The sequence below is a fragment of the Levilactobacillus lindianensis genome (assembly GCF_003946095.1).
Classification (GTDB): Bacteria; Bacillota; Bacilli; order Lactobacillales; family Lactobacillaceae; genus Levilactobacillus; species Levilactobacillus lindianensis.
Genome location: NZ_RHOD01000026.1, coordinates 1 through 20099, shown reverse-complemented (window position 1 = coordinate 20099; position 20099 = coordinate 1). Strand labels below are relative to the sequence as shown.

Annotated in this window: 19 protein-coding genes; 14 read left to right on the top strand and 5 right to left on the bottom strand. The window is 48.6% G+C overall.

The annotated features are described in order from the left end of the window. Positions 1 to 45: 45 nt before the first annotated feature. The 6 genes from EKM70_RS09430 (at position 46) to EKM70_RS09405 (ending at position 8009) form a co-directional block, all read left to right on the top strand. Complete coding sequence (locus EKM70_RS09430; protein ID WP_225416419.1) at positions 46 to 1230, top strand: ROK family protein; 1185 nt, start codon at positions 46 to 48, stop codon at positions 1228 to 1230. 174 nt (positions 1231 to 1404) lie between these two features. Then, the gene (gene xylA / locus EKM70_RS09425; RefSeq protein ID WP_125547323.1) at positions 1405 to 2760 is read left to right on the top strand and encodes a xylose isomerase; all 1356 of its coding nucleotides are present in this window, start codon (positions 1405 to 1407) and stop codon (positions 2758 to 2760) included. Between the two features lie 84 nt (positions 2761 to 2844). Next, positions 2845 to 4362 (top strand): xylulokinase, encoded by a 1518-nt coding sequence (gene xylB / locus EKM70_RS09420; protein WP_125547321.1) that lies wholly within the window; start codon positions 2845 to 2847, stop codon positions 4360 to 4362. Positions 4363 to 4571: 209 nt separating this feature from the next. After that, complete coding sequence (locus tag EKM70_RS09415) at positions 4572 to 5942, top strand: sugar porter family MFS transporter (RefSeq protein WP_125547319.1); 1371 nt, start codon at positions 4572 to 4574, stop codon at positions 5940 to 5942. Between the two features lie 183 nt (positions 5943 to 6125). Then, positions 6126 to 7496 (top strand): sugar porter family MFS transporter, encoded by a 1371-nt coding sequence (locus EKM70_RS09410; protein WP_125547317.1) that lies wholly within the window; start codon positions 6126 to 6128, stop codon positions 7494 to 7496. Between the two features lie 138 nt (positions 7497 to 7634). After that, the gene (locus EKM70_RS09405) at positions 7635 to 8009 is read left to right on the top strand and encodes an iron chaperone (RefSeq protein WP_191985896.1); all 375 of its coding nucleotides are present in this window, start codon (positions 7635 to 7637) and stop codon (positions 8007 to 8009) included. Positions 8010 to 8074: 65 nt separating this feature from the next. Here the strand turns inward: EKM70_RS09405 and EKM70_RS09400 are convergent, their stop codons facing one another. Next, entirely contained in the window at positions 8075 to 8593 is a 519-nt protein-coding gene (locus EKM70_RS09400; protein ID WP_125547315.1) for a universal stress protein, read from the bottom strand. Between the two features lie 33 nt (positions 8594 to 8626). Beyond that, on the bottom strand, positions 8627 to 9139 hold the full coding sequence (locus EKM70_RS09395) for a YbhB/YbcL family Raf kinase inhibitor-like protein (RefSeq protein ID WP_125547313.1): 513 nt from the start codon (positions 9137 to 9139) through the stop codon (positions 8627 to 8629). Positions 9140 to 9330: 191 nt separating this feature from the next. On the opposite strand from EKM70_RS09395, the gene EKM70_RS09390 reads away from it, so the two are divergent. Next, positions 9331 to 10485: an ArgE/DapE family deacylase gene (locus EKM70_RS09390; protein ID WP_125547311.1), complete on the top strand. Its 1155-nt coding sequence runs from the start codon at positions 9331 to 9333 to the stop codon at positions 10483 to 10485. A 167-nt stretch (positions 10486 to 10652) separates the two neighbouring features. Beyond that, positions 10653 to 11504 (top strand): potassium channel family protein, encoded by an 852-nt coding sequence (locus tag EKM70_RS09385; RefSeq protein WP_125547310.1) that lies wholly within the window; start codon positions 10653 to 10655, stop codon positions 11502 to 11504. A 39-nt stretch (positions 11505 to 11543) separates the two neighbouring features. Here EKM70_RS09385 and EKM70_RS09380 read toward each other — a convergent pair whose 3' ends face one another. Further along, on the bottom strand, positions 11544 to 12140 hold the full coding sequence (locus tag EKM70_RS09380) for a hypothetical protein (protein WP_125547308.1): 597 nt from the start codon (positions 12138 to 12140) through the stop codon (positions 11544 to 11546). A gap of 206 nt (positions 12141 to 12346) precedes the next feature. Between EKM70_RS09380 and EKM70_RS09375 the strand changes: the two genes are divergently transcribed. Beyond that, positions 12347 to 13210 (top strand): aldo/keto reductase, encoded by an 864-nt coding sequence (locus EKM70_RS09375; protein WP_125547306.1) that lies wholly within the window; start codon positions 12347 to 12349, stop codon positions 13208 to 13210. Here the strand turns inward: EKM70_RS09375 and EKM70_RS09370 are convergent, their stop codons facing one another. Further along, complete coding sequence (locus EKM70_RS09370) at positions 13211 to 13600, bottom strand: hypothetical protein (RefSeq protein WP_125547304.1); 390 nt, start codon at positions 13598 to 13600, stop codon at positions 13211 to 13213. Between the two features lie 332 nt (positions 13601 to 13932). Between EKM70_RS09370 and EKM70_RS09365 the strand changes: the two genes are divergently transcribed. Both EKM70_RS09365 and nhaC read left to right on the top strand, forming a co-directional pair. Next, on the top strand, positions 13933 to 14463 hold the full coding sequence (locus tag EKM70_RS09365) for a GNAT family N-acetyltransferase (protein WP_125547302.1): 531 nt from the start codon (positions 13933 to 13935) through the stop codon (positions 14461 to 14463). A 357-nt stretch (positions 14464 to 14820) separates the two neighbouring features. After that, entirely contained in the window at positions 14821 to 16260 is a 1440-nt protein-coding gene (gene nhaC, locus EKM70_RS09360) for a Na+/H+ antiporter NhaC (protein ID WP_125547300.1), read from the top strand. A 42-nt stretch (positions 16261 to 16302) separates the two neighbouring features. On the opposite strand, the gene EKM70_RS09355 is transcribed toward nhaC, so the two are convergent. Next, entirely contained in the window at positions 16303 to 16956 is a 654-nt protein-coding gene (locus EKM70_RS09355; RefSeq protein WP_125547298.1) for a metal-dependent transcriptional regulator, read from the bottom strand. Between the two features lie 377 nt (positions 16957 to 17333). Between EKM70_RS09355 and EKM70_RS09350 the strand changes: the two genes are divergently transcribed. The 3 genes from EKM70_RS09350 to EKM70_RS09340 all read left to right on the top strand — a co-directional run bounded on the left by EKM70_RS09350 (position 17334) and on the right by EKM70_RS09340 (position 19971). Beyond that, complete coding sequence (locus EKM70_RS09350) at positions 17334 to 18920, top strand: Nramp family divalent metal transporter (RefSeq protein ID WP_125547296.1); 1587 nt, start codon at positions 17334 to 17336, stop codon at positions 18918 to 18920. Continuing rightward, complete coding sequence (locus EKM70_RS09345; protein WP_125547294.1) at positions 18920 to 19351, top strand: universal stress protein; 432 nt, start codon at positions 18920 to 18922, stop codon at positions 19349 to 19351. Before EKM70_RS09350 ends, EKM70_RS09345 begins: the two co-directional genes overlap by 1 nt. A 185-nt stretch (positions 19352 to 19536) precedes the next feature. Beyond that, a complete protein-coding gene (locus tag EKM70_RS09340) occupies positions 19537 to 19971 on the top strand; it encodes a universal stress protein (protein ID WP_125547292.1) in 435 nt (144 codons plus the stop codon). Positions 19972 to 20099 lie beyond the last annotated feature (128 nt).

Here is a 20099-nt window from a genome sequence, read left to right as displayed (position 1 = left end):
CAATTAAAATAACCTTTTAGGAGTGATTGGATGGTCCGCCACAGCATGAATCGGAATCAGTTACATGATCAAAACTTAAAGCTCGTGTTACAACAGATTTTCAACAACCATCCCACCTCGCGTATTGAGATCTCGCATCAACTGCATTTGAATAAATCAACGGTATCCTCGCTTTATAACACTTTAATGGCGGAGGACTACCTCACAGAATTAGGTCTAGGGGAAGCTTCGACGGCGGGGGGACGAAAGCCAACACTCATTGAAATTAATCGCAACTATGGGTATACGTTGACGTTTGATCTCGGCTATCGTCATTTGCATGCACTGGTTACCAGTGTTGATGGGTACGTCCGACAGTACGACCGTATCAAGACGCAAGGACAGTCGATCCACGAAATGATCGATCAGATTAATCAGTATATCGGACAGATTCAACGTAACGACAAGACCAGTCATGGCTTGTTAGGGCTTTGCTTTTCAATCCATGGGATTGTTAATGATAATCAGGTGAAGACATCGCCGTTCATTGAAATGGACGGCGTTGATTTGGAACAGGTCTTTGGAACGGCTTATCAGGTTCCAGTCATTTTGGAAAATGAAGCTAATCTGTCCGCAATCTATGAGCGGGACTTTAATGGTGCCCGACACCAGAATAGCGCCGTAACTATCAGCATCCACCGTGGGATTGGGGCTGGAATAATTCTGCATCGCGATCTCTTTCGTGGAGAGCACGGTGACGCGGGTGAAATCGGACGGACCGTAGCTAGTATTACGTTAGATGGCGCTGGTAATCCTCATCCTGTCCATGCCGAGGATGTGAGTTCCGAAGATGCGATTATTCGTCAGGTTGAGGAGCGAAAGGGACTTCAGTATCTTGACCGACAAGCGATTGTGAAGCTCTATCAGTCTGGTGATCCGGAGACCACGCAGATTCTGAAATCATTCACCACGGCAATTGCCGGGCTCATTTACAATACGATGCGGACGCTGGATCCCGATGCTTTCTATTTAAATTCACCACTGGTAGAGGAGTTGCCGACGTTGTTGGCCTCGATCAAAGCCACTTATCAGCAATTAGCCAATAATGATCTGAGCATTGCGATTACCCCTAATGCCCGCTTAGCTACCGTTCTCGGTGGCTGCTCGCTCATCACACATCGGGTGCTGGCGTTGGATGGGTATGAATTGAACTTTACGCGACCAACGGAAGAACAGACTGAAAAAGAATAGTAAAAATTGCGTTATTTCGCGGAAATGAAGGCTTGGGAGCTTGTTCTCAAGCCTTTTTTGAATCACCCATAACGATTAATCCTAAGAAAACGCTTGCAAAAACAAAACAACTCTGTATAATTGGTCTTGTAAGTTGGTTGTCACAACGAACTAACCGGGAGGGTTTAATAAATTATGGATACGAAAACAAATTACTGGAATGGGATCGACAAGATCCAATACATCGGTCATCAAGATAAGAAGTCAAGCTTTGGGTTTCAATACTACAACCCAGAAGAAGTCATTGCTGGCAAAAAGATGAAGGACTGGTTACGGTTCTCAGTTGCCTACTGGCATACCTTCGACCAACGTTTAGTGGATCCATTTGGTGATGGAACCGCACAACGTCCATACGATAATTACACAGATCCAATGGACTTGGCTTTAGCCAAGGTAGATGCTGCCTTTGAATTTTATGACAAATTGGGTGTCGATTACCTTTGTTTCCATGACCGGGACTTGGCTCCTGAAGGGGACACGTTACGTCAAACCAACGCCAACCTCGATAAAGTGGTTGATAAGATCGTTGAATACCAAAAGACAACTGGGATGAAGGTTCTCTGGAACACGTCTAACATGTTCTCTAACCCTCGTTTCGTCGACGGTGCCGCAACGTCACCATTCGCTGATGTCTTTGCTTACAGTGCCGCACAACTCAAGCACAGTTTGGAAATTGGTAAGCGCGTCGGTTCTGAAAACTATGTCTTCTGGGGCGGTCGTGAAGGTTACGAATCACTTTGGAACACGAATATGAAGCAAGAACAAGAACATGCTGCTAAGTTGTTCCATTTGGCTAAGGATTACGCTAACGAAATCGGTTTCGATGCTCAGATGATGCTAGAACCAAAGCCTAAAGAACCAACGACTCACCAGTACGACTTTGATGCCGCAACCACGATCGCCTTCATGAAGGAATACGATCTGGACAAAGACTTCAAGTTGAATCTGGAAGGTAACCACGCTAACTTGGCTGGTCACACTTACCAACATGAAATTCGCGTTGCCCGTGAAGCTGGTTTGCTGGGCTCGTTGGATGCCAACCAAGGGGACAAGTTAATTGGTTGGGATATCGATGAATTCCCATCAAACTTGTACGAAACTACGGCCGCAATGTACGAAGTTATTGAAAATGGTGGTATTGGACCTCACGGTGGGTTAAACTTTGATGCAAAGCCTCGTCGTTCATCTTTCGAAGCCGATGACCTCTTCAGAAGCCACATCGTGGGTATGGACAGCTTTGCTGCTGGCCTGCGGATTGCAGCTACTATGAAGGAAGACGGCTTCTTGGATAACTTGAAGGCTGACCGTTACAGTTCATACAAGTCTGGTATCGGTGCTGACATCGAAAGTGGCAAGGCCGACTTGAAGACCCTGGAAAACTACTCCTTAGACAAGACCCAAGCTGATTTGGTTGGTGCAACGCACTCTGATCACCTGGAACAAGTTAAGGACACAATTAACCACTACATCATTGAAACATTAAGCAAATAATAGTAGGAGGAGGCGAACGGACGATAAAGTTCGTTTGCTTCTTTTATTAGGCGGGAAGTCTCGCCGACTGAGGAGGAATAACCGATGGGTAAGTACGTACTTGGTGTTGACCTCGGCACGAGTGCCGTTAAGGTCTCGGCCGTTGACCATGCGGGACAGATCGTCGCGCAGGAGAGTTTTGACTATGACCTAATTCAGAAGCAACCCGGTTACAACGAACAGAATCCAGAAGATTGGGTGTCGGGGACGACCGTGGCCATTGTTCGGTTGATTTTAAATGATCACCTGGCTGCCGAGGATATCGAAGGTCTGAGCTTTTCTGGTCAAATGCATGGCTTGGTTCTGCTTGATGAAAATAACAAGGTCTTACGTCCGTCAATTCTCTGGAACGACACCCGGAGCACGCCACAACGAGAAGAGATCGAAGCCAAGATGGGGGACCGGTTTGTTGACATTACCCGTAATCAACCCCTGGAAGGCTTCACGCTGACTAAGCTGTTATGGGTGAAGGAAAATGAACCCGAGATTTGGGCGAAGGCCAAGACCTTTGTCTTACCCAAAGACTACGTGCGTTACCGGATGACGGGTAATCTGGCGATGGATTACTCCGACGCAACGGGGACGGTGTTATTGGACGTGGCTAAGGGCGTTTGGAGTCAGGAGGTCTGCGAGGCCTTTGATATTCCACTGAGCCTTTGTCCACCGCTGATCCAGTCGATTGACTTCGCTGGAACGGTGACGCCAGCCTATGCCGAGTTCTCCGGCCTGACCACGGCTACCAAAGTCTATGGCGGAGCAGCTGACAATGCTGCTGGTGCCGTTGGTGCGGGAATCCTGCACTCAAATATGGTGTTATCCAGTATCGGGACGTCTGGGGTGGTCTTAAAGTATGAGGACAACGCTGACGTGAACTATCACGGTGTGGTTCAATTTGAGGATCATGCCATTCCCAATAAGTACTACTCAATGGGTGTGACGCTGGCCGCGGGCTATTCGTTGAGCTGGTTCAAGAAGACCTTCGCACCAGCTGAGGACTTTACGGACGTGGTGGCGAGTGCGGGTAAATCAACGGTCGGCGCCAATGGTTTGCTGTACACCCCTTATATTGTCGGCGAACGGGCCCCTTACGCGGACGCTGACATCCGGGGAAGCTTTACCGGGATTGATGGGACCCATCAACGCTACGACTTCGTCAGAGCCGTTTTAGAGGGTATTGTCTACTCCTTTAAGGACCTCTTTGATATCTATGAGGAAAATGGCGGTGACTTCGATACGGTGGTTTCCATCGGTGGTGGAGCTAAGAGTCCGCTCTGGCTTCAGATTCAGGCGGATATTTTCAATCGCAAGGTGGTCAGCCTGAAGAACGAGCAGGGGCCAGGGATGGGGGCTGCCATGATCGCAGCTACCGGTCTGGGCTGGTTTGACTCGCTTCAGGACTGTGCTGAAACCTTCGTTCACTTTGGGAAGGCCTACGAACCGAACTCAGAAAACGTGGCAAAGTATGCCAAGATGCATGCCATCTATCGTCAGGTTTACCAGCAGACCAGGGGGATTAGTGCCCAGTTGTTGGATTATCGACGGACAGAGTTGGCTTCTCTTTAAAATGAATTTACAGAAAACTCGGGTTAGCCGAGTTTTTTTAAAGTTTTGCAGAAAACGCTTCCATTATTAAAATGAACATGTTATGCTATCGTCATGGTTGGTTGTTTAACTCAACCAACACGTAATTTGACCAACTTACAATTCAGTACAACTTCCACATACTGCACTTTTTAGAATCTATGGCGTGAGCCGTATAAGGAGCGATATCTATGCGTAAAGTTTCGACCGGATTTGTTTACTTTTTCGGAGCCCTTGGGGGATTACTCTTCGGTTATGATACTGGGGTTATCTCTGGAGCTATCTTGTTCATTCAAAAGCAGATGCATTTAGGGTCTTGGCAACAGGGATGGGTCGTCAGTGCCGTTCTGTTAGGCGCGATTCTCGGGGCTGCGATTATTGGGCCTTCCTCTGATAAATATGGGCGGCGTAAGCTCCTCTTGCTATCAGCCATCATTTTCTTTGTTGGGGCAATCGGCTCTGGACTTGCACCTGAATTTTGGACATTGATTATTTCACGAGTTGTCTTAGGAATGGCGGTAGGTGCTGCCTCTGCCCTGATTCCAACGTATCTCGCTGAATTATCACCTGCTGATAAGCGAGGAACGGTATCCAGCCTGTTTCAGCTGATGGTAATGACTGGAATTCTTTTGGCCTACATTACCAACTATGCTTGGGCAGATATCTATACCGGGTGGCGGTGGATGCTAGGTTTTGCGGCGCTTCCAGCGGCGTTACTGTTCTTAGGGGGATTGATTTTACCCGAAAGTCCTCGGTTCCTGGTAAAAACAGGGCACGTTGACCAGGCTAAAGCGGTCTTGGATACCATGAACAAACATGATACGGCAGCCGTTGAAGCTGAGTTAAACCAAATTCAGGAACAGGCTCAGATGAAGAGTGGCGGTTGGAGTGAGCTCTTTGGCAAGATGGTTCGACCATCCCTGACAATTGGGATTGGCTTAGCGATCTTCCAACAAGTGATGGGATGCAACACCGTGTTGTACTATGCCCCAACGATTTTTACGGACGTTGGCTTTGGTGTCAACGCGGCGCTCCTAGCCCACATTGGGATTGGGGTCTTTAACGTGATTGTGACGGCAATTGCCGTGATGATTATGGATAAGATTGACCGGAAAAAGATGTTAAATATCGGGTCGGTGGGAATGGGGATTTCCCTGTTCGTCATGAGTGCCGGTATGAAGTTTTCTGATGGATCACAAGCAGCGGCGATTATCTCTGTTGTAGCTTTGACGATCTACATCGCGTTCTTCTCCGCAACCTGGGGTCCCGTGATGTGGGTGATGATTGGGGAAGTGTTCCCACTGAATATTCGTGGATTGGGGAATTCCTTTGCTTCCGTGATTAACTGGACGGCGAACATGATTGTTTCTCTGACTTTCCCAGCTTTACTGAACTTTTTCGGGACTGGGAGTCTCTTCATTGGCTATGGTATTCTCTGCTTCGTTGCCATTTGGTTCGTTCAGAAGAAGGTTTTCGAAACCCGGAACCGTTCTTTGGAAGAAATCGAAGCCACGCTACGGAACAAGGCTGGTGAACCAGCTGCCGTTAGTGCTGCAGAATAAACTAAATTGTTAAAAGCCGAGAAAATTCTCGGCTTTTTATTTTGGAAAACGCTTCCAATAATTTGACGAAAGTGGTATCCTAATATCATGGTTGGTTGTGACAATCAACTAACCTAATAACTAGCCAACTTACAAAAACTTCAAAAAATCTACGGCGATGAACCGGTAAAAGGAAGTCAGAACATGCGAAAAGTTTCAACGGGATTTGTATACTTCTTCGGCGCCCTGGGTGGGTTGCTCTTTGGGTATGACACCGGTGTTATTTCGGGGGCCATTCTCTTCATTCAGAAGCAAATGCACTTAGGCTCATGGCAACAAGGATGGGTTGTGAGTGCCGTTCTACTGGGAGCCATTCTAGGAGCTGCGATTATCGGGCCGTCGTCTGATAAATATGGTCGACGCAAGCTACTCTTACTATCGGCCGTAATCTTCTTTATCGGGGCGTTAGGTTCAGCTTTCTCGCCGGAATTCTGGACGTTGATTATCTCTCGTGTCATTCTCGGAATGGCCGTAGGGGCAGCTTCAGCTTTAATCCCAACGTACTTGGCTGAATTGGCACCTGCCGATAAGCGGGGAACGGTTGCTAGTCTGTTCCAACTGATGGTGATGACTGGAATTCTGTTAGCCTACATCACGAACTACGGGTTCGCAGGCATTTACACCGGTTGGCGTTGGATGCTGGGCTTCGCTGCGGTTCCAGCTGCGTTGCTCTTCTTTGGTGGCTTGATTTTGCCTGAGAGTCCGCGTTTCTTAGTTCGGACTGGTCGTGTCGATGAAGCGCGCGCCGTTCTCGATACCATGAACAAGCATGATACAGCAGTTGTGAACCGGGAAGTTGAACAAATTCAGTCACAGGCACAGGTTGTCAGTGGTGGCTGGTCTGAACTCTTTGGTAAGATGGCGCGACCATCCTTGATCATTGGGGTTGGGTTGGCCATCTTCCAACAAGTCATGGGGTGTAACACGGTGCTCTACTACGCCCCAACTATTTTTACGGATGTTGGATTCGGTGTTAGTGCGGCGCTCCTAGCCCACATCGGGATTGGAATCTTCAATGTGATTGTTACGGCAGTGGCCGTGTCAATCATGGATAAAATTGACCGCAAGAAAATGCTAAATATTGGTGCTGTGGGAATGGGGATTTCCTTATTCGTCATGAGCTTTGGCATGAAATTTTCCGGTGGTTCACAAGTAGCAGCCATTATCTCTGTAATTGCCTTAACCATCTACATTGCTTTCTTCTCCGCAACTTGGGGTCCTGTGATGTGGGTCATGATTGGGGAAGCTTTCCCACTGAATATCCGGGGATTAGGAAACTCATTTGCCTCTGTGATTAACTGGACGGCGAACATGATTGTTTCACTGACATTCCCGTCGTTGTTGGATTTCTTTGGTACTGGTAGCCTCTTTATTGGCTACGGTATCTTGTGTTTCATTTCTATCTGGTTCGTTCAGAAGAAGGTCTTCGAGACCCGGAACCGATCACTGGAAGATATTGAATCCACGTTGCGGACCAAAGCTGATGAGAAATCGGCTGACTTAGCAATTAAATAAGTGATTTAAACGTTAGAGTCGTTCCTGTGAGGGCGGCTCTTTTGTTGTCTGAAGAGAAAAATGTTCTAGTAAGGTATCTCTCGGCGCACGTGCTATACTAATAACCATCAAGTTCAAAAATCGTTAAGGGGTGTTCACATGATTCAAGAATTCGAGGAATTTGTCGATAAGATTGAGAACCCAGACCATCAAGCACGGGTCCGTCACGTATTGGAATGGGTTCAGTCTGAGTTTCCACAACTAGAACAACGGTATGCTTGGAATCAGCCGATGTTTACCGATCACGGGACCTTCATTATCGGGTTCAGTGTTGCCAAACCGCACCTGGCTTTTGCACCAGAAGGCCCCGTCATGGCACACTTCGCCACGGAGATTGCTGCCGACAACTACAATCCGGGCAAGAAGTTCGGCCGGATTAAGTGGACGCAGGACGTCGATTACGATTTACTTCATCAGATCATTGCCTTTAATATTGCGGATAAAGCCGACTGTACCACTTTTTGGCGCAAATAAAATGCGTTTACAAATCAAGTAAAAACCAGAAGGACCAGGCAAATTGCCCGATCCTTCTGGTTTTTTTAGAATTTTGGTTGTTCTTGATTCTTCTGAACGAGTTTCTTGGGGTCAACGGGGACACCCTCTGCCGTGGTCCGTACGACGAAGACATCAATGTCAGCCATCCGGCTGACATATGCCGTGACGGAGCCTTCGACCATGCGCGCAACCGCACTCATCCCAGTGGCTCCCAGCATGATCAAATCATTCCCATGGTCACGAACGAATTCGTGGGCAATGACGGTCTTGGGATTCCCAAAACGAACGTGAATATTGAGATCTTTGAAGCCGGTGGCTGCCGAGGTCGTTTCGACCAATGAAGTCAGGTAGGACGTTGCGTCGGTGGCCAATTCATGAATGACATCACCCGGCATTGAGCCGCTGGCGTAGAAACCGTAGTGGTTAATTCGGAGGACGTTGAGTAGGTCAATCTTGGCGTGGTTCTGTTGGGCCACGGTGATGGCTTTCTTCAAAGCCAGTTCGGCCTGAACGGAGCCATCGACCGGAACCAAGATGCGTTGATAATCGTGTTCAATTTCCATAGTGAACCCTCCTCCTGTTACCGATGATGACCGCTAGGCGCGTCCACGTAAGGTAAGCGTGGCGGTAGCTAGGGTGTGGTCGGCTGCGTGGTGCATGAGATCATTTAGCCAGAAGCCTTCCGGTAGATCGAGTTTCTGGTCTAGGGCGTAGACGGTCAGGGTGTAATCGTGATCGGCGTCGGGTGGGAAGGGACCAGTGTAGTTCTGGAAAACTTGCGGATCGGTATTCCCAACTAGCGAGCCGGCATTACTGTTGCGACCGTGAACGTGAACAATCTGGTCAGTCCGTGAGACGTCGGCCGGAATCGCCAACGTTGTGCCCGGGAAGTTAGCGGCTACCCAGTGGATCCAAGGGAAACCACAGACGGGCACGGCATCGAAGTCGACGAGGCTCAATGCCAGTGTCTTGGTGCCGACTGGCACATCAGCTAGACTGATCGGAAATGACTTGACGGGATTGCCACCATGGACGTCGGTTCCCGTGGCCTGCTTACTATATTCGGCAGCCAGAAAGCCGCCCTGTTCGGTTGGTACTGTAATTTTCATCCGAATCCCTCCTAAATGAAACCTGTCTTCATTATACCGCAGGGAGAAAAGTGACGCGAATATGCATTTATAATGTATAAAAATACGTATGTTTTGATTTTGACTCATATATTTTCAAAAGCATATTGTTATTTGGATAAAATAGCGTATCCTAAGATTCATAATGAGAACCCACTGAAAGGAAGATGCGCATGACGCCCCAGAAGAAGATTGAAATTTTACAACACTTGATTCGGATTCCTTCGGTCAATGACTGTGAGACCGAGGTGGCAGATTACCTGGCCAACCTGTTTGCGTCATATCCGCAGGCTCAAGTGGAGAAGGTGCCCTACGCTCCTGGCAGAGATAACTTGGTCGTTACGATTGGTGGGGCCGGACCGCAACTGGGGCTGAGCGGGCACATGGACGTTGTGGCTCCCGGTAATGTGACAGACTGGCATCATGATCCATTTGGGGGCGAAATTGTTGGCGACCAGCTCTTTGGCCGCGGGGCTTCCGACATGAAGAGTGGGTTAGCGGCAATTACGATCGCGATGTTGGAATTTCTAGAGCAGGGGACACCGCTCAAAGGAAGTGTTCGGCTACTGGCCACGGTGGGTGAAGAGACGGGTGAATACGGCGCGGCTACACTGACCGATGCGGGCTATGCTGACCACCTTGCTGGCCTGGTGATTGCGGAGCCCAGTGGCCTGGACCAAGTGGTCTACACGGCGCGCGGTGTCATCGATTACAAGGTGGTGTCGACGGGGAAGAGCAGTCACAGCGCCGAACCAGAGAAGGGGATCAATGCCATCGACAATCTCATGCAGTTCTACAATGCCGTGGGACCGCTGATGGCTAAGCATACCGAGGAAGATCCGGTCTTAGGCCACCTGCTCCACAACGTCGATCTGATCTCCGGGGGAGAACAGATTAACTCGATCCCAGCGCATGCCGAACTGATGGCTAACATGCGGACGATTCCAGCCACGCCCAATCGGGTCATTTATGACGAGCTAGAGGGTTTGATCGCCGAATTGAATCAACAGGACGGGGTCGACCTTAAACTCACCTACAGCTATCCTGAGGAGGCTATTCCAGGTGATCCCGACGCACCACTGGTTCAGCTGGCCAAGCAGATTAGTGAAGAGGTCTGCCACCGACCGGCTCACGTGGTAGGGTCCGGTGGCGCCAATGACGGTGCCGAGTTCCTACGGTCCAAAGCCAACTTTACCAGTATCGAGATGGGGCCGGGAAGTGCCACGTCCCATCAGGCAGATGAATACATCTCAATTACCGAGTACTTACAGGCCGTGACGGTTTATGAAAAACTGGTGCCAGCCTTCTTTGATCGGCAACAAGCTTAAGTTAAAAGGCCCCGCAACTTCCTCAAAATTGAGAGGAGTTGCGGGGCTTTACGATTCAGTTGGGTTACTAAAATTAGCAAACTGGTTAAGATTAATCAGAAGTCTTGGCAATTCGACCGAAACGGCTTATATTAATCTTTAAATCATTGATGGGGAGCGGGGGTCATATGGAAAAGAAACGACGTCATCAGTGGCTGGTTACCTATCATTGGATCGTGACGATTCTGACGCTCTGGTCGATCATCAACCTGGGATTCCTGTTACTGAAAGCGGGGAACTACGCCCTAGAAATGGGGATTGCCAACGGGTTACTGGTGGTCTTTGCCATCGATTACTTTGTTCGGCTGCTGACGACTAAAAACCGGAAGATCTTCCTGATTCATGCGGCTTTCGATCTACTGGGAATCATTCCTATGCATCCGGTTTTCGCCCTCTTTCGGCTGAGTCGGTTGGTGCGGTTAATTCGGTTCCACCACATTTTCTGGCGGCTGGGAATCTCCGGCAAGTGGACCAAGGCCTTTCACCGCTTCATTTATAAAACCGGTTTTATTTATCTTTTTTCAATTAGTGTGGCTATTATTGTGTTGAGTGCGTTTCTCTTCTCGTTGACCGAGAAGCAATCACTAGCTAATTCTCTTTGGTGGGCGATTACGACCGCCACGACGGTTGGGTACGGGGATGTGACCCCGCGGACAGCTTTTGGAAAGATCATTGCAGCCTTCCTGATGGTTGGTGGGGTTGGCTTCATTGGGTTATTGACCAGTACTATTGTTGATTTCGTTAATAACCGAGTGACGGCGAGTGAGGATACCCAGCAACAGGATGATATGGCTGAGTTGATGGGGGAGATTCGGTCACTCACCTCGAAGGTTGATCGCCTGCAAACGACCGTTAACCGATTGAATAAGCAGACTAAGAAACGATCGACGAGCAAGAAATCTAAGCAAACAGCGGTGAAGCAGTCTGCTTCACCGAAACCGGGGAATGTGGCTGAAAAGCCCCAACCGACGGATAACTAAAAAGCGCGTCCGAGCAATGGCCCGGACGCGCTTTAGGTTCTAATGAACGAACTGTAAATTGTAATTACCTTGACCATCGGACGTAATCGTATACGTCGTGTAACCAGCCTGTAGCCACTGATTCTTCGAGGCCTGCGCCCAGTTTTGGGCATCGGCAACCGAGGAGAACGTGTGCACGTCATCGAAGGAATTCGACCCGCTACTTTCCTTTGAGGAACTAGTTGCGGATGATTTTGTCGCGGCCTGATCGAGCAATTGTTGCTCGCGGTCTTGAACGGCGTCGTTTGACTCGTCGTTGATGATATTTTGTAGTTTTTGTTTCTGAGTGACGGTCAGGCCATTGTCGTTGTACGCATCATATTTTTTCTTGAAATTATTGTAGGCCGTCTGCTCCGAGTTGGAGGACGACTTAGCGGCGATCGAAGCGCTATCGCTAGAAGAAGCGGCGGTGCTTGAAGCCGAGTTATTATGATGCGAAATGGCTAAGACTAATAGAATGGCGATCGCCAGTGTGATTAGCGTCATAACCCAAGGCCACCAACGACGGGGACGCTTGCGTCGTTGTCGCGTGGGGCGTTCGGGGTCTTGATTAAAGTTATACCGTTGTACGCGTGATTTTGGTTCTTGGTTGTTCAACTGAAAAACCTCCATGTCCAGAACGGTGTGAAAAAACAAGTTTGCCGCCAAGACGACAAACTACCACACCTTCCATAGTACCTCAAAAAGTGATCAGAAGAAAATGTTAACGTCTCATTTGCCACATTTCTAATCTTTTGGTCACCGAAAAAGGAACGTGTATTGTATGATAGAAGTGGAACAAAGTTTGAAAGGTGGTTTTAATTTTGCACAATGAAATTCCAGCATTACCTTTAAATAACAATAACCGCATCCCCCAATTGGGATTAGGCGTTTTCCAAGTGGATAACGCTCAGGATACCAAGGATGCCGTTAAATGGGCCCTGGCTGCGGGTTACCGTCACATCGACACCGCTGCCTACTATGGTAACGAACAGTGGGTGGGCGAAGCCATCCGCGAGAGTGACGTCAAGCGCGAGGATATCTTCGTGACGTCTAAGCTCTGGAACAATGAACGGGGTTACGACGAGACCAAGGCGGCCTTCCAACGAACCCTGGATAAGTTGGGCTTCGACTACCTCGATATGTTCTTAATTCATTGGCCAGCACCCGGTTTTACTGAAAGCTGGCGGGCCATGGAAGACCTCTACAAGGCTGGCAAGATTAAGAACATTGGGGTCTCAAACTTCAACCGTTCGCATATTGAGAAGTTGATGGAGACGGCCACGGTTAAGCCAGTGGTCGACCAGATTGAGACGCACCCCTACTTCCAGCAGAAGGACCTACACGCCTACTTGGAGACGCAAGGCATCTTACATGAGGCCTGGAGTCCACTGGGTGGTGGTCGTAACAATGCGCTGACGGACCCGGTCATTAATGAATTGGCCGCGGCTCATGATGTCAGTGCAGCCCAAATTATTTTGCGTTGGCACGTTCAACGTGAGGAGATTGTGATTCCCAAGTCAACCCATGAGGAGCGCATCCAGCAAAACCGCGACATCTTTGCCTTTGGCTTGGATGAGGATGAAATGCGGGCCATTAGCGCTCTCGATGCTGGCAAACGGGTAGGTCCCGATCCAGCAGACGACGCCTGGTTAAAGCAATCCCAGAGCTACGACAGCCGGAAGTAATTACCGGTAAGGTGGAATCTGGTGTTCCTGAGCGAGCGGTTCCAGTTGTTCGGTGATCCGATTGGTCACTGCCAAGGGAATCCCAGCGAAGGGGCTGAAAAAATGGGGATGATCCGGGTCGGGAACGTCCTGGGTCTCCTTTAATTTAGGGACTAAAGCGACTAGGTCATCCTTGTGATAACCTAGTTTTTTTGCGTAGTAAACGACTTCGCGGTAGCTGATGTTTTTAAAGTAAAAGTAGTAACAGAGACCGGCCACAACCACGACCCAGAAGATAGTCCATTCGAGGCCAATTTGGCTGGGATTTAGAAAGCCGGTGAAGACGGCGGCTAGAATGAAAGCCACGTAGATCACGGTTGAGACGGTGGCCCAAGTTTGTTTGTGTGTCATTATATGTTCCTCAATTCTCATTTGGTTTGGTCTAAGTTTACGGGGTTTACCGGGTGAATTTCAAGCGATTTTATTAAATGGTCTAGTAAATTTTCCCCATTGTGGGCTTAGACGTGTATAATAACACAGTATTGTTAGCTGTGGCTGGGGATTTTCGGTCACGGATTGGTGGCTACGGGGCCATTTGGCCCGATGATAGCCGCTAAATTTTTAGGCTTGTGTTATCGGATTAGCTACTTAATGGATCAGGTAATAGGATGCCTACAGATAAATTAACTAGTAGAAATAGTAAATGTAGATGAAAACCGCTTAGAGATTGAGAGGGTGACGAATTGAATTTGAGTTTTGAAACCATTCAGCCGATGGATTACGATCAGGTAGACCAAGTGGTTGCTGCCGCTTTTGCTCCCGTTGCTGAGAGCAAAGGAACGGAAGTCGATCTGATTCACCGCATCCGCGATACCTATGATTATCAACCGAGTCTAGAGGTTGTGGCCAAGCCGTCTGTCGATCGGGTGGTGGCGCATGGCTTATTGAGTCCCGTCACGATTCGTGGTAATTGGCATACGACGACCATTGTCGCCTTGGCACCCTTAGCCGTCGATCCCGACTGGCAGGGCCAGGCAATTGGCAGTGAACTGCTGAGTGAGCTGGAGACGCGGGCCCGCCAGGCCGGATTTGGCGCCGTCAGTGTGGTTGGTGATACCACCTACTATGGTCATCGCGGCTACGTCATGGCGGAAGATTTTGCCATTCATAACACGTTGCCCGTTCGGATGGGAAACAGCCTGATTAAACCGTTGACCCCCGGGGCTTTGGCCCACGTTGGGGGAATGCTGGAATATCCAGCACCGTTTAAATAAATTTAAAATTAGAGTTGACGGTAGTTTCTCATCGTGCTATCATCAAAGTCAATCAAATAACGAACGCTAATTTCCATTACCAAGTAGCGTGTCATCTGTGGGTCAGAAAGTCGGTGGTTGCTGCGAACCGATCAGGGTGATTACGACGAAATACAGTGGAATGTCCTGCTACGGCAGGCGGAGAATAACTAGAGCCGTTACCTTCTAGTGAGTGGAGTTGACTGGGTCTAGAACCAGTCTCTCAAGCTGGGTGGTACCACGGTTGAAGTCTAATCGTCCCTGTTGCAATAATGATTGCAGCGGGGGCGATTTTTTTATACTTGAAAATTTGGCATAACTATAAGAGGAGCGATTTTGATGAAAGAAAACAAGAAAGCATGGCGGGCCGTTAGCTTTGGCGAAGCCCTAACGATTTTATTGGTAATGTTACTGGTGATGGGGACCGGCGTTATAAAATTTGGACTCTCCCCAATGACGCCAGTTCTGCTGGTGATTGCTTTGGTTATTCTCTGGGCAAAGTTACGGGGTGCAGAGTGGGACGACATACATAATGGCATTATTGACGGAATCAAGACGGGGATTATTCCCATCTTTATCTTCCTGTTGATTGGGGCCTTAATCAGTGTCTGGATTGCCGCCGGGATTATTCCCTCGATGATGGTCTTTGGGTTCCACTTAATCTCTGCACAGTGGTTCGTACCTTCTGTCTTCCTGGTTTGTGCCATCATTGGAACGTCTATCGGGAGTGCCTTTACTATCATCTCTACGATTGGGATTGCCCTCTTTGGGATGGGAACCACGATGGGTTTCAACCCGGCCTTAGTTGCCGGGGCCATCATCTCCGGCGCTATTTTCGGGGATAAGACGTCGCCATTGTCCGATTCCACCAACTTGGCTTCAGCCATTGCCGAATCTGAACTCTTTGCCCACATTAAGAACCTGATGTGGTCGACGATTCCGGCCTTCATTGTTTCACTTATCCTGTACTTCTTTATGGGAACCGGGGCCTCAGATACGAACGCCTTAGGGAAAATTAGTTCGACGATTGCCACGTTAAATACGCACTTTACGATTACCTGGTGGGCTGCGCTACCGATCATTGTGATGTTCGTCTGTGCTTGGCGGAAAATCCCTGCTATTGCGACGCTGTTCTTGAACGTTGTCTTAGGGGTGGTCATGATCTTTATTGAAAACCCAAGTACCTCGTTAAAGAGTATCGCAACGATGATCGAATCCGGCTTCGTGGCTAAGACTGGGAACGCCAGTGTGGATGCCTTGCTGACCCGTGGTGGGATTAGTGCCATGATGTCGACTGTATCCCTAATTATCCTGACCCTAACCCTAGGGGGCCTGCTGATGAAGTTTAACATCATCCAAACGGCTATGGTGCCTCTGGCCAATCGTCTGAAGGGAACCGGTGCCGTTGTGACGGCGGCTATCCTCTCTGGAATTGGCGTTAACATCTTCGTTGGGGAACAATACCTCTCCGTTATCTTACCCGGGAAGGCCTTCAAGCAGACCTTCAACGACCGTGGCCTAGACAACCTGGCCTTGAGTCGGGTTCTAGAAGATGGTGGGACCGTGATTAACTACTTGGTTCCTTGGGGTGTTGCAGCGGTCTTTGCGGCTAATACGTTAGGAGTTTCCACGTTAGCTTACCTGCCATTCTGTTTCTTCAGTCTCCTTTCACCAATCTTCTCCATCTTGAGTGGATTCACCGGTGTTGGCCTGAAGCGTTTACCCGCCTCAGACGACCAGAGTGCCACGTCCGCAACGGTAGCGGCAAGTGGTCGCTAAAATTTAATGATTAAAAAGCTCGAGACATTGTCTCGGGCTTTTTTAGTCGGTGAGGGCCTGGGTGTAAATGTAGTCTGCGGCGGTCAGGTCAAGAGCAACGGTGTCGTGTCCAGTCCAGCCAACGTAGAGTAGATTGAGCGCTGGGTCTTGCTTAATGAGGTGAATGGGCTGGCCCAACGGCAGTTCCAAATGTTCTAAGTAAGTGACCATATCGGGTGTTTCTAAGTAGTGGTGAAAGATAACGGTCGTGTCTGGCTCAACCTCGCTGAGCCGGGTCATTTGTGAGTCGTTTAAAATGTCGGTGGGGTTGAGACTACCACCGAAGGGACTGGTTTGTGGATGATCCAAAAAAGTGGCCAGGGCCGTGGTCGTTTCAGGCGTTAGCGTTGCTGCCATGGCCCAGGCTTGTTTAGGAATCAGCGGTAGTGGTAGCTTAAGCTGCTTTGCTAAAAGGACCTCACAGAGGCGGTAGCGGACGAGAAGTTCACCGGCCATGGCTTGGCCCTTGGTTGTCAGTGTCACCCCGGTATAACGACGACGGTGAACCCAGCCGGCTCGTTGTAAGTGGCGGGTCATCTCCGTGACGGATGCGGGCGACACTTGAGCAAAACGAATGATTTGTTTGTTGCTAACGCGTGGTCGGGCAAAGTTGCACTCGGCAATGATTCGCAGGTATTTGTTTTGTTGGCGTAACATGTTCATCAACTCCCCCAAGCTATTGAAATTTAAGTATCCCTAAAAATTTAGTTCCCAAATAAAACTTTAACGATGTTGGATTTAAAAAGCAACGCCTTTTTAAATTTAGTTAGGTAATTCGAAGATAATCTCGGTTGTTAAAAATAAAATGCCGGTTCAACAGGGTTTGCAATTAAATTTTATAAACTATTGACCAAAAGATGGAGATGATAGTCACCCGTCAAAAAGGGGATCTTATCGTAATGAAAGCGCTATATATCGTAATTTATTTATTAATATCATGACAAATAAATGTTATGTTACCCTAAAATTCTATTTGATTTGTCTAAACATTAAGGTACAATGGGTTTTGTAGGAGACAGAAGGGGGTTTTAGTTATGAGCGATACACCAAAGAAGCACAAGCTCATCGAGTACGCCAATGGGCGGTCACTCGAAGAAATCAATGGTACGGTTAAAGTACCGAAGGGAAAAGGGTTCTGGAAAACGTTGTTTATGTATTCTGGGCCTGGCGCATTAGTGGCAGTGGGATACATGGATCCTGGTAACTGGTCGACTTCAATTACCGGTGGTCAAAACTTTCAATACCTGTTGATGTCGATTATCTTGATCTCAAGTTTGATTGCGATGTTGTTACAATACATGGCGGCTAAACTTGGTATCGTGAGTCAGATGGACTTGGCCCAAGCTATTCGGGCTAGAACCAGCAAATCCCTCGGGATCGTCTTATGGATCATGACGGAATTTGCCATCATGGCAACGGATATTGCCGAAGTTATTGGGGCTGCGATTGCCTTGTATCTACTGTTCCATATTCCGTTAATTATTGCGGTATTTATCACGGTTTTAGATGTTTTGCTCTTATTGTTATTAACCAAGATTGGTTTTCGAAAGATCGAAGCCATTGTGGTTTGTTTGATTCTAGTTATTTTGGTTGTCTTCGCCTATGAAGTTGCCTTGTCCTCACCTAACTGGGGTGGTGTCTTTGGTGGACTGATTCCAAGCATGAAGACCATTTCTTCTACACCACACGTTGGCGGACAAACGCCACTCAGTGGGTCCTTAGGGATCATTGGGGCCACGGTGATGCCACATAACTTGTATCTTCATTCGGCCATTTCACAAACACGTGAGATTGATCACCATGACGAAGAGGATGTTGCCAGAACGGTTCGTTTCACCAGCTGGGATTCCAACATCCAACTGACTTTGGCTTTCTTCGTGAACGCACTCCTCTTAATCATGGGGGTTGCCGTGTTCAAGAGTGGGTCCGTCAAGGATCCTTCCTTCTTTGGCTTGTTCCAAGCCTTGTCTGACACCAGTACGATGAGTAATGGTGTGTTGGCTGGGGTCGCCCGGACCGGTGTGTTATCGACGCTGTTTGCCGTAGCCTTACTGGCCTCTGGTCAAAATTCGACAATTACGGGGACGCTGACAGGACAGGTTATCATGGAAGGCTTCGTTCACATGCGGATGCCACTGTGGTTGCGGCGGTTAGTCACCCGACTGATCTCTGTTATTCCAGTTATCGTTTGTGTGCTACTAACGAGTGGTAAGAGTGCCATTGACGAACATGAAGCCTTAAATGATTTGATGAATAATTCGCAAGTCTTTCTGGCCTTTGCCTTACCATTCTCGATGCTACCGTTACTGATGATGACGGATAGTAAGGTCGAGATGGGGAAGCGTTTCAAGAACTCGCTGTGGGTTAAGATTCTCGGATGGATTTCCGTGCTTTCTTTGACGGGGCTCAACCTAATTAACATGCCAGCTTCCATTCAAGGTTTCTATGGAGATGGGATGACGTCTAGCCAGATGGCTATTGCAAATAGCATTGCCTATGGCTTGGATGCCGCAATCTTAGCGCTGCTCGTTTGGACCATCTGGGAGCTACATCGTGGGAGCCAACGGTTAGAGACCCAATTGGCTGCCGGTGCTGGTAAAGCAGATAAGGAGGCCAAATAATGGCAACGACTTTTAAACGAATTTTAGTGGGGGTTGATGACTCCGAAGACGCCCTCCTGGCCTTCGATTATGCAATTCATCAAGCCAAGCGTGACCAAGCGGAACTAGTGATTGTATCGGTACTGGAAAATGATGACATGAACATTTACCAGGCACTGGACAGTGATTACGTCCATGGTGAACGTGATGCTCTGAAGGCCCACATCAAGACCTATCAGAAGCAAGCCGAAGACGCTGGCTTGACCGCTGTTAAGGTCGTCGTTGCGGAAGGCGAACCCGGTGAAACTATCGTGAAGAACGTTATTCCACACGTCGAGCCAGACTTGTTGGTTATTGGGTCAATCGCTAAGAAGGGGGTCAGCCGGCATTTTGGGAGCCAGGCGGCTTACATGGCGAAGTACGCCAAGATTTCTGTGATGGTAGTCCGTTAGATTAAAATGAATTATATGAGTGGAAGGTCCCAGCAATTTTTGTTGGGGCCTTTTGTGTTTCTCTGGATAATTAGGCGGTTGACGCAACAGGACCAGAATTCAGCGTCCACAAGCGGGGATACGGTACACTGTGGCTAACTAAGGGTAAGTTTACCGTTAGTGATTTTGAAGTAGGGGGAATTTTCATGACAACCATATTTAAACGGATCTTGGTGGGGGTCGATGACTCGGAAGATGCCTTACTGGCGTTTCGCTATGCTATTCAACAGGCCAAGCGAGATGCGGCCGAGCTCGTGATTGTATCAGTCCTTGAGGCTGACAAGATGAATATTTATGAGGCGCTTGATAAGGACTATATTCACGGTGAGTTCGATGACCTGGAGAAGCACGTGCGTGACTATCAGAAGGCGGCGGAATCGGCTGGCGTGACCGACGTTCGCATGATGGTGGCGGAGGGTGAACCCGGTGAAACCATCGTGAAGGATGTCATTCCAGACGTAAAACCAGACCTTCTGATTATTGGGTCGCTAGCCAAGAAGGGCGTCAGTCGCCATTTCGGGAGTCAGGCGGCGTACATGGCCAAATATGCCCCAATTTCGGTGATGGTGGTGCGGCACTAGATGCAAGATTAGTCAAGTTAGGCCACAAAAAAGTCCCACGAAGATCAGCAATGCTATAGTCCCCTTAAGGTTGACAGATGAAATACTATAATTCATCTGTTAACTTTAAGGGGATTTTTCTATGCCTA

Coding starts and splice junctions, on each gene's coding strand:
- EKM70_RS09430 (WP_225416419.1), top strand. CDS start 46: ATGAATCGGAATCAGTTACATGATCAAAACTTAAAGCTCGTGTTACAA.
- xylA (WP_125547323.1), top strand. CDS start 1,405: ATGGATACGAAAACAAATTACTGGAATGGGATCGACAAGATCCAATAC.
- xylB (WP_125547321.1), top strand. CDS start 2,845: ATGGGTAAGTACGTACTTGGTGTTGACCTCGGCACGAGTGCCGTTAAG.
- EKM70_RS09415 (WP_125547319.1), top strand. CDS start 4,572: ATGCGTAAAGTTTCGACCGGATTTGTTTACTTTTTCGGAGCCCTTGGG.
- EKM70_RS09410 (WP_125547317.1), top strand. CDS start 6,126: ATGCGAAAAGTTTCAACGGGATTTGTATACTTCTTCGGCGCCCTGGGT.
- EKM70_RS09405 (WP_191985896.1), top strand. CDS start 7,635: ATGATTCAAGAATTCGAGGAATTTGTCGATAAGATTGAGAACCCAGAC.
- EKM70_RS09400 (WP_125547315.1), bottom strand. CDS start 8,593: ATGGAAATTGAACACGATTATCAACGCATCTTGGTTCCGGTCGATGGC.
- EKM70_RS09395 (WP_125547313.1), bottom strand. CDS start 9,139: ATGAAAATTACAGTACCAACCGAACAGGGCGGCTTTCTGGCTGCCGAA.
- EKM70_RS09390 (WP_125547311.1), top strand. CDS start 9,331: ATGACGCCCCAGAAGAAGATTGAAATTTTACAACACTTGATTCGGATT.
- EKM70_RS09385 (WP_125547310.1), top strand. CDS start 10,653: ATGGAAAAGAAACGACGTCATCAGTGGCTGGTTACCTATCATTGGATC.
- EKM70_RS09370 (WP_125547304.1), bottom strand. CDS start 13,600: ATGACACACAAACAAACTTGGGCCACCGTCTCAACCGTGATCTACGTG.
- nhaC (WP_125547300.1), top strand. CDS start 14,821: ATGAAAGAAAACAAGAAAGCATGGCGGGCCGTTAGCTTTGGCGAAGCC.
- EKM70_RS09355 (WP_125547298.1), bottom strand. CDS start 16,956: ATGTTACGCCAACAAAACAAATACCTGCGAATCATTGCCGAGTGCAAC.
- EKM70_RS09350 (WP_125547296.1), top strand. CDS start 17,334: ATGAGCGATACACCAAAGAAGCACAAGCTCATCGAGTACGCCAATGGG.
- EKM70_RS09345 (WP_125547294.1), top strand. CDS start 18,920: ATGGCAACGACTTTTAAACGAATTTTAGTGGGGGTTGATGACTCCGAA.
- EKM70_RS09340 (WP_125547292.1), top strand. CDS start 19,537: ATGACAACCATATTTAAACGGATCTTGGTGGGGGTCGATGACTCGGAA.